Raw genomic sequence first — 9,812 nt, forward strand, 5'->3', positions numbered from 1 at the left:
GGCCATGGCTTCATGCAGCGGCGTCGAGGCAGAGCCGGATGGCGTTGAGGGCGGTGGCCGTGCCGAATATCCGGCGGCAGTCGTCGTGCACGGTCCGCAGCGCACGGTCATGCTGGGCAGGCACGCACAAGACCCGGGACGGCGGCCAGCTTCCCTGCGGCTCCTGCATGTCGAGCAGCGCCGCGAGTAACGCTGTGGCGCGCCCGGAATGGACATGCCGTGCAATGGCAAGGGATTCGGCGCATTCGAAAGCCGAACCCGGCGCGGCTTGCCGTGACAAGCGGCCGGTTTCCTGATCGGCGATGTGCGCCGATATGCCGCCAGGCTGCGCGAGAAACGCGAGGTTGCGGGCGATTGCATACGCCGGCGTCGTCCACCAGAACGCCGGCCAGCCGCAATCGGCCGAATGCGCGTCGAGCACGGCGCGCCGGACACGCGCAATGCTCGGCCGTCCGGCCGCAGCCGCCAGCAGCGCAAGGCCGACCGCCGGCGTGACTTCGGCGTGCTGCGCGGCCCAGCTGCCGAAACGGTCGCTTGAAATAAACGTGCGGGCTGCACCGGAGTCGGTCAGGAAGGGCGCGAGCACACCCTCGGCGTCCAGGTCGCCGCGGCTTGTGCTTGCGGCGAGCATGCGGATGCACCATGCGCTGGAATCCGCGTCCACCGCGGTGCGCGCGTTATAGCCCCATCCGCCGGGCTGGCGTAGCCGCCAGATTGCTGCGGCCGCGCGCCGGATGGCGTGGTCGGCTTGCCGGCTGCTGGCGCGGTCGCGCAGCAAGGACAGGCCGGCGTAGGCGGTGATCCATGCGTCGGACGAACCCGGTTCGAGCTCGTAATCGTGCCAGCTACCGCCGGCGTCCTGGCGCGACAGCAGGAATGCGCACCCGCGCGCGGCGGCGTGGCGGGCCCCGGCGCCGAGGTCAGAAGGCCGGCTTGGCATAGACCGTCACTTCGGGCATGCCATCCTTGACGGCCAGCCCGACGAATTCGATATCGGCGTGGTGCCAATGGGCGCGCAGCCGATCCACGAAACGGCGCAGCGGCCGGGCGTCGATGCGCAGCGCCGCCAGCTGCTCCTCCACCCAGTGCTGTACGCCGGATCGCCGCTCGGCCGCGATCAGCTGGCAGCACAGGTCGACCTTGATGCGCGCAACCGACGCTTCCAGGCCCCGTCCGGACAGCGCAAAGTCGGTGCCGACCGTCATGCGCTCGATCGCCCCGAAACGCTGCGCGAAGCCGGTGCAGAACCGCTGCAGCAGCGCCCGGTGCCGATCGGGTGTCCGGGCGGCGAGCGCAAGCCGGCCGAGTGCATCGAAGTGAATCACCGTATAGACCCGCAGGCCACGAACACAGCCGTCCGACACGACCATCGCCAGTCCCACCGGGGTGGCCGCCGGCATCATGGCGTCGATCCAGGCGCAGGCACGCCCCGATCCGTCACCGCATTCAAGACGACGAAACAGCGCCGCGAGCCGCTGCCAGCGATCGCAGGCCGGACCGTTGCGCAGGTTCAGGTAAAGACGCAGCTCGGGCCGGTCGCCGCCATCCGATGGAATGCTCGCTCCCAGCCAGACGCCGCCCCACCAGCGCTCGACCACGGCCTCCTGTCCGGCGAACACGCAGCCGGCAACGGTATTGATGACCGGTACGGCGGCCTGCCAGCCGAGTTGCTCCAGGACGCGGTCGGCGATCGACAGCGACCGCGCCACCTGCCGGCCGACGCCATGCCCCAGGCTGCCGGGTTCGACCAGCAGGCGGTAAGCGTCGCGCACGCTGGCGCCCAGCTTGACCGAGTACACCACAGGCGTGCCGTCATGGCACATCGAGGGGCGGCGGATCGCCTGGTCGTGCGGGCAGCAAGCGATGGACCGCGTCAAGGCATGGTGCAGCACGCGCGCGGCATGGGCGGGCGCGCCGAGCTGATCGCTGAAGAACCCCTCGAGTTCGGCGAAGGGAGGTGCCGTCATGGCAGCCGCCCCTGTGGGCCAGGCATGCCAGGTCAGGGCAGGGGCACGTACTGGAGGTTGCCCGGCACGCCGGCCGTACCCTGCTGGCCATCGACGCCGTTGCCGCCAAGCGCACCCTGGGTACCGCCGTTGCCGCCCGGGAGCCCCTGGCCACCGCCGCCTCCCGCGCCACCACCGCCTCCGGTTCCACCCAGGCCCTTGGCGCCGCCCTTGCCGCCGGACAGCGCGTTGGCTTCCGCCAGATCGAAATCGGGAAACGGGCCGGTCGGCGCGTAGAACAGGATGATGTGGCTCCCGTTGCCACCGTTGCCGCCGTCGCCGCCATTCCCACCGGTGCCGCCGTTGCCGCCATTGCCGCCATGGTTGCCCGGCCCCTGTACGCCGTGATCTTCGCAGCCGCCACCATCGCCGCCTGGACCGCCGTCGCCGCCATCCTGGCCGGTTTGCCCGAGGCCACCGACACCGCCGTTGCCGCCGCGTCCGCCATGGCCGCCACGCCCATTGATGGTGAACTTGCCGAGAATCGCTTCGCCATGGATCAGCAAATCCGGCGCGTGCCCGCCATGGTCGCCGTTCTTGCCGGGGACGCCGGGATTGCCGGCGGCACCCTGGCCGCCTGCACCGCCTTGTCCGCCATTCGATGGCGGATCATCACCCCAGGTGTCGCAATGGGCAGCCCCGTCAGCGCCGGTCGAGCCGTCCTCGCCGCGACTGTTGAAATTTGCCATGACAAATCCTTTCGTGCTTGCAGCGAGTGGTTGGGAAGGGGGGCTAGACGTCGACGTAGCGGATCTGCATGGCGTCGATCCGCGTGTTGCCGCGGGTCGAGATACGACCTTCGCCATAGATCAGGATGTTGTCGGCCACGACCAGCGGCACGCTCTCGAAGATGACGTGATCGTCCGGGCAGACGACGAGATCGGACAAGACCAGTGCCAGCGGCTTGAGCTGGCGGGCCAGCTCGAGCATGTAGCGGATCACGCCTGCCACCGCAGGCTGCTCGGCATCGTCAGGCGCGACATAACCGTAAAGAAGCCGCTTCGACATCTGCAGCACGGCGGCGCGCTGCTCGGAGGCGAGGCAGCTGAAGTCGAATCCCGGCTGGGCAGGCAGCTTGCCAACATGAACTTGCGTGAGCCCGCCCCACAGGGGCGCGCCGTCGTTCAACGCGACAGTCCTGTGTCTGAGCAGGCGGGCGGCCTCGTTGGGAACGCCGAACCAGTTCTTGAGATCGTCGAGACTGATCGGATCGAGCGGATGCATGAACCTGCGCCACTTGGCCGATTTGCGATTGATGAGGTCGGACATGCAGATGAACGGCACGAACTGCATGGTGTCCGCCTTCAGCCGATACTTATCGAGGCGGCGCGCACGCATTTCCTCGGACACGTTAGCGAGATATCTGCGGTGCGGCTCGATGTCACCATGGATGATGTCCATAAGCGTCCTGTGCGTTGGTGAGCGGCTGGCCTGGCACCTACGTGCCGGTATTGCTTGCTCGTCGGTTTGACTTGGAGCTTCACGATAGGTTCGAGCTCTCGGAAGTAACGTTGTTGGATGCATAGGCGTGGGGCTCATAGGAGAGGCAACAGCGAGGCGCGTTCCATCTAACAGTTTTACTTCCGGGATTCGGAAGCAAAACTGTTAGATCGAGGTCAGTGGAACCAAATTTCTTACTCCGCTGATGTTCGCCGTTCTGAGGCGAGCGCAGGAAATAACAGAGTTGCGGAGAGAAAAATCGCTTCACTCTACCCAGACCATCGCGTCGTTCATCGATTGCCAGACCTCGCCAAAGCGATGCGAGCCAATAATGTTTTCTGATTAAGACAGGGCCCGCGCGTGCTGCTGGCTTCAACCAGACGCAGCGCAGTGCAGACGGCGCCTATTTTCTAGCCAGCAGAACCCGGTCCAAGTACTATGTTTTGGCACGCCTACATAGCACCCCGACCACATAAGGGACGGACGTCGAAAATTTTCGCTATCAGTTCGTGCGCCAGTACGTAGTGCTTTGCTGCCAGCCGGTGGGCTGCACGACGACGTCACAGCAGGCACAAGCCAATGGCGGTCTCAGGTGGCGGGCGTCGTACCGAACCTCGCGTCACAGACCCCATTCTTCCGCCACGCCTTCACCCTGGCGCCTACCGCTTCTGGCTGCCTGTCATCGGCGCTCGTCAGGAGTAAAGGCGACTCCGATCGGTCTCGTGCGTACTAGCATGCTCAGAAATGTGAACTATGTTCACAGGCAAGCTCTGCTTTCATGCGCAAAAACGTGAATAAAAATTTGCGAAGTGCTTGACAGAAGTGTGAAGAAGGAGAATGATTGGGCGAACTTGCGCTGGAGGACACTATGAACGATACGCTGCTCGGTCTTTATGAAATCGCAACTTTAGCTGAAGTTGGGACGCCCGCTGTTGCAAACTGGAGAAAGCGCTTCCCCGATTTCCCTGCGCCGATCGCTGAACTTCGGGCTGGTCCAGTGTTTCTTGATAGTCAAGTAAGAGCATGGCTGGCCAAACGAAATGGCGCTGATTTGTCGAACCTTTCTAGCTTCTACGAGCGCCTTGCCTTGAAATGTGGGCACGATACGGAATTGACCGAGAAGATTGAAGAGACGATTGCGAAGCTAACTGACGAAAATACCACTGTCCGGAGCCCGGGAGTCTTACTGGGGAAGATTCAAAGTGGGAAAACGCGTGCGTTTCTTGGAGTTATCGCAGCAGGGTTTGATCGCGGATATGACGTCGCTGTAGTGCTCACAAAAGGAACCAAGTCGCTTGCTCGCCAGACTTTGGCCCGCGTACGACAAGACTTTCGCGACTTTATCGCTGCCGATGAGATTCAGGTTCACGATATTATGGCGCTGCCTAACATGACACCGTATGAGTTGAGCCAGAAATTAATCTTGGTTGTGAAGAAAGAGGACGACAATTTGACTCGTCTCTTAAATGCGTTCGAAACCGACTATCCGGTGCTGCGATCTAAGTGCGTTTTAATTATTGACGACGAAGCAGACCTTGCCTCGGTCAGTTTCCGGAAAAAGGACGGTGTCGCTGGGGCCGGCACGATCTCGAAGCAAATTGATCAGTTGCGAAGCCTTGTATCAGATTCGGATTTTCTGCAGGTTACTGCGACGCCATATTCCCTCTATCTTCAGCCAGAAGAGGATGTGATGTCCCCCGCTGGACCGCTCTTCACCCCACGCCGGCCCAAATTTACCGTTGTCCTCCCGACGCACACCCAGTATGTTGGCGGTGACTATTATTTCGAGCGAAGCACAGATTCAGATTCGCCAGCATTTTATTTCTATCGTGAGGTGCCACTTGAGGAGCGCGAAGCCCTAAAAGCAGAAGATCGACGGCGTCTGAAGATTGAAAATGTACTGTCAGAAAAGCGCGCTGCCATAGTGCGCGAGGCAATCTTGACGTTCATTGTCGGAGGCGTAATTCGGAGGCTTCAGGCAAAGGCCGAAGGAGCGCCAATCCAAAAGTACAGCTTTCTGTTCCATACAGAACAGGCCAGAAAGTCGCATGCGTGGCAAGAGACGGTGGTAGCCGCCATCCGCGATGCCTTGGTTGTAGAGGCAAAAGGAAGGACTGCCAAATTTGAGGAATTACTTGATAGCGCCTATACAGATCTTGCACGCTCTGTGCAGCTTAGCGGCACAGCGCTCCCTAGCCTAGACGAAGTGCGCACCGAAGTGCTGGCAGCCCTTAGTGGAGGCCAGCTGATGATCACGAAGGTCAACTCCGAAGGTGATATCGACGCGCTGTTGGATGACGACGGCCAACTACGCTTGCGCACTCCGTTCAATATCTTCATTGGTGGACAGATTCTTGATCGCGGCATCACGATTAATAACTTGATCGCGTTCTACTACGGTCGGAATCCTAAGAAGTTTCAACAAGATACGGTCCTTCAGCATTCACGCATGTACGGCGCCAGATCTTTGGGGGACTTGGCTGTGACACGCTTCTATGCGCCTCAGGTTGTTTACCAGGTCATGCGCAATATCCATCAGTTCGACGCTGCGCTTAGAGAGGCCTTTGAGTCTGGTTCAAATAACAAAGGCGTTTATTTCATTCAAAAAGACGCTTCAAATCGGGTTATCCCTTGTTCACCGAATAAGATAATGTTCTCTAGCGTTTTCAGCATTCGCCCCGGCCGACGAATGCTCCCTGTCGGGTTTCAAACCGTTGCCCGGACCAATGGTGCAAAGAATCTAGCAGCGCTGGACAAACGCATCGCAGCTCTTTCTGCACATGAGCATGGCGGGCCATTCCTCATTAGTGTTGAGGACGCGACGACTCTCCTCGAGCTTGCTTATTCTAATTTGGAGTTTGATGACCCAAGCGAAGACCATCGCAAAGCCCATATCGCGGCACTGGAACATCTCTCAAGGACATCGAAGGATGCGAATTTGCGGGGGAGTGTATGGTTGGTAACAGCTACCGATCGCAATGTAGCCAGATTCCGCGACGAAGGCCGTTTTTCCAACTCACCTGACACGAAGCAGCAGTCCGATCAAGCCCAGGCACAAGCAGAGGATATACCCGTGCTTATGCTGCTGCGGCAGAACGGCGATCAGGCAAAAGGGTGGCGGGACCTTGCATTCTGGTGGCCCGTTATTGTCACACCACGATCCGCGGTAACCTCGATATTTGCGTCTGATCTGCCTGCGTCGCCTTGAACGCGCAACGCCGTATAACGAAGACGGGCGAGATCATCAGGGTTCTGAGAAACGCTATTACGAGAGCGGGCGATTCAGCGTACTCCATCTAACAGTTTTGCCTCTGTGCCTCGGAAGTGAAATTTTTAGACGGGGCCGGTGGAACCGCACCTGTTACTCTGATGCTGCCGCACATCTGGGGGTAAGCTCTCAAAGCCTATGTGCGCGGCCGCCAGGACCAAGTTAAATAATAACCCACTTTATATTTAGATCTTGCCAGTATGGCGTAATATTGAATCATTAATTTCCGCCAGACTGGCGGCAACTAGCCGTTGGGCAAGATATGAAGAAACGGAAAGCCCCTAGGAACAAGAGGAAGGTAGCTCCAGACGATTTTTTCGAACACGGTCCCATTTCGATGGCACGGTTTGGTAACCTGACCGTGGGCCAGTCGAACTGGAATCCGGACGAGTTCAAGGAATACCACAAGCGCCTGGCAGAGGCTTATCCCAAGATCGTTTGCGAGATCGATTCACTTATTGAGGAGGCGACGGTCCTCATCTCTGCTACAAAACCCCTCTCGTTGCTGCACCGGGCATGGTGGCAGCGCGCTGCGGCCTACGTGGAGATAAATAGCGAGGTCGAAGTTCAGACTGAGCATACGCACACGCAGCGAATGATTGACTATGTGCAAAGCCTCATCGCCGCGGCTCCTCCTTCGCAGAATCAGAAGGATGCGGACGAAGAAACTTGGCAAAGGCTGAGCAGGGTCGTATCAAAAATATTCGAAAAGCTTAATCCCTGGTTCTTCATTAGCGAAAGCGCGCACCGAAGGGTCACTCTCCCTGAGATTAACGATGCGACAGAGGAATTCCGCTTTCGCGCGCAGATCATCTGGTGCAATGTCTCCGGTGCGGAGTACCAAGCTCATAACATCCTGGCCCTGCGTGAGCTCCTTGTTCCCCAAAGTGACAACATAAAGAAAGCGTATGGCCTCAACGGAGAGCAATTGTGCGACGAGCTCGCGAAGATCTGGCACTCGCTCACTATGGGACTAGGCGAAGCGTTCGAGGCGATGGAGGTTTTTCGGAAAGAATCGCTTGGTGCCCTAGAGGCTGACGTTCAGGCGGGTATCGCCGGCGAGGGAACGCTCGCGGAGCAACTGGACAGGGCCGTAGTCAAGCATGGCCTTGCCGAGAAGCGGGATCTCGCTCTCGGTAAATTCCTCGGGCTTGATCTCTTCGATCTGCAAAAGATAACCGATCTCCCCATCGAACTGCTCAATGACTTCGCCTGGTCACCCGGACAGGAAACCGATTTCCTAAGCCCAGGAAACTTGAAGGGGTGGCCGCTCCGAATCTGGCCCACGTTTAAGCGCCCTTTTCTGAAAGTTGGAGGGAGGTACTACTGCTTTGATCAGACCGTTCTGTTCGACCACTTTTTCCGCCAGCTCGAAAAGCGCGTCTACCAAGTAGACGAGGCAACAAAACAGGCATGGATCGCAACGAGAAAGGACGTCACCGAGCGCCTTCCCTTTGAATATTTCGCCAAGATTCTCCCACATGCCACGCTGCTTCAGGAGATCTATTACCCGCTTGCCGAAAACGGCGGTAAGACGAGAACGTACGAAACCGACGGGATTATCATTTACGACGACCATCTCTTCGTCATCGAAGTCAAGTCCGGCGCGTTCACGTATACGGACCCGACCACGGATTTCAACGCGCATTTGAGATCGCTTGAAGGACTACTAGCGGACCCCGCAAAGCAGGGCGGTAGATTCCTGAAGTACTTGCGCGGGTCTGAAGAGGTGCCCATTTTCGACAAGCAAGGGAAAGAAGTCCTTCGAATTCGCAAGGACGACTACCGCCAAGTTACGCTGTGCGCAGTCACGCTTGATCAATTCACGGAGATCGCGGCCCAAAGCCAGCGGGTCACCGAAATTGGCATAGCGCTCGGCACTGAACCGCTATGGGCGATATCGCTCGGCGACCTACGTGTATATACTGATATTTTCTCCAATCCAATGGAGTTCCTGCATTTTATCGAGCAGCGCAAGGAAGCTTTTGCCTCCTCCAAGGTAGAGCTGGACGACGAGCTCGACCACCTTGGCCTCTATCTGAAGCACAACCACTACGTCAAGCACCTCGAAGAGGCCGCACGCGGACCGAAAGCGCGCATCCAGGCGCTAGGATATCGGCAAAAGATCGACGAGTTCTACAGCGCCCGGTTACGTGACCCATCAACCATCTCGCCCCTGCGGCAGGAAATGCCGGCACGGATGGCAGAGGTCCTTGACGTCCTAGCAGTATCAGGAAAACCAGGAAGGTCGGAGATCGCCGCCTACATCCTTGACCTCGACGGGTCCTGCCGCACGGATATCGTTAGCCACATCCAGCGGGAGGTCGAGCGTGCGTCTGACTCACGGCCGCGCCCATCTTCGACGCACGGGAACGTTCGACTTACTGTAGCCCCTTGGAGCGAGCGTTGGGGTGCTCCACTGTCTCAGGAGATGCTGGAGCACGTGAAGTCAATAATGCTGCTTCACGGGGAAATCGACAGGTACCTGTTGGAGCTGAAGTTCGACGCGGACGGGAGACTCAATGCAGCAGACTGGAGGTTAGTGAGACAGTCTGATATCTCTGTCCTTGAGCGTCCAAAGCTTGCCGAAATGGCCGAATCGCTGCGTGAGAGACGGCTCAACAAAGGTATGGCAACCGGGAAACGCGTTGGAAGGAACGAGCAGTGCCCGTGCGGAAGCGGGAAGAAGTTCAAGAAGTGTTGTATCGAAAGAGGCGCGTAATCAAGAAAGACCACAACGTCGTTCATGCCTCACGTCTGCGGCAATGGAAAGCGCACCCAAATATAACTTCTAACCACCCCATTATGAAACTTGAACGAATTTACACCAAAGTCGAAGACCAGTACTTCAACTCTGGAGATTTCAACGGACTTCCGGTCAGGGCGCTTGCGAAGGACTTCGACATACGCTCTCGCGAGTTCCGCGACCAAGTCAGAGAGGCCATCGAATCGGATGTGATAACCGCACGAGTTGGCGGGAATCCCCATATCCTCGCTTTCTCTTCGATGCCTAAGGACGACGTGCTGGAGGCGTTCGACAACGGGTAATCCCCCCACAAAAAGAGCGCGATCAGAAGTAGAATTTTCTACTTAAGACA

Annotated in this window: 7 protein-coding genes; 3 read left to right on the forward strand and 4 right to left on the reverse strand. The window is 58.6% G+C overall.

Annotated elements, in window-relative coordinates; translation table 11 throughout:
- Positions 1-10: 10 nt before the first annotated feature.
- The 4 genes from RTQ83_RS19030 to RTQ83_RS19045 are packed head-to-tail and all read right to left on the reverse strand — an operon-like array spanning position 11 to position 3,407.
- On the reverse strand, positions 11-940 hold the full coding sequence (locus tag RTQ83_RS19030) for a prenyltransferase/squalene oxidase repeat-containing protein (RefSeq protein WP_312517917.1): 930 nt from the start codon (positions 938-940) through the stop codon (positions 11-13).
- On the reverse strand, positions 921-1,967 hold the full coding sequence (locus tag RTQ83_RS19035) for a hypothetical protein (RefSeq protein WP_312517920.1): 1,047 nt from the start codon (positions 1,965-1,967) through the stop codon (positions 921-923). Before RTQ83_RS19035 ends, RTQ83_RS19030 begins: the two co-directional genes overlap by 20 nt.
- A gap of 32 nt (positions 1,968-1,999) precedes the next feature.
- Positions 2,000-2,695, reverse strand: a complete 696-nt coding sequence (locus RTQ83_RS19040) for a hypothetical protein (RefSeq protein ID WP_312517923.1) — start codon at positions 2,693-2,695, stop codon at positions 2,000-2,002.
- Positions 2,696-2,738: 43 nt separating this feature from the next.
- Positions 2,739-3,407 (reverse strand): hypothetical protein, encoded by a 669-nt coding sequence (locus RTQ83_RS19045; RefSeq protein ID WP_312517926.1) that lies wholly within the window; start codon positions 3,405-3,407, stop codon positions 2,739-2,741.
- A 907-nt stretch (positions 3,408-4,314) separates the two neighbouring features.
- On the opposite strand from RTQ83_RS19045, the gene RTQ83_RS19050 reads away from it, so the two are divergent.
- From RTQ83_RS19050 to RTQ83_RS19060, 3 genes are all read left to right on the forward strand, one after another.
- The gene (locus RTQ83_RS19050) at positions 4,315-6,654 is read left to right on the forward strand and encodes a Z1 domain-containing protein (protein WP_312517929.1); all 2,340 of its coding nucleotides are present in this window, start codon (positions 4,315-4,317) and stop codon (positions 6,652-6,654) included.
- A gap of 322 nt (positions 6,655-6,976) precedes the next feature.
- A complete protein-coding gene (locus RTQ83_RS19055) occupies positions 6,977-9,436 on the forward strand; it encodes an SEC-C metal-binding domain-containing protein (RefSeq protein ID WP_312517932.1) in 2,460 nt (819 codons plus the stop codon).
- Between the two features lie 83 nt (positions 9,437-9,519).
- Positions 9,520-9,762 carry a hypothetical protein gene (locus tag RTQ83_RS19060; RefSeq protein WP_312517935.1) on the forward strand — a complete coding sequence of 81 codons (243 nt, stop codon included), beginning with the start codon at positions 9,520-9,522 and terminating at the stop codon, positions 9,760-9,762.
- Positions 9,763-9,812: the final 50 nt, after the last annotated feature.

It is taken from the genome of Massilia sp. (assembly GCF_031995545.1).
In the GTDB taxonomy this organism is placed as follows: domain Bacteria; phylum Pseudomonadota; class Gammaproteobacteria; order Burkholderiales; family Burkholderiaceae_D; genus Telluria.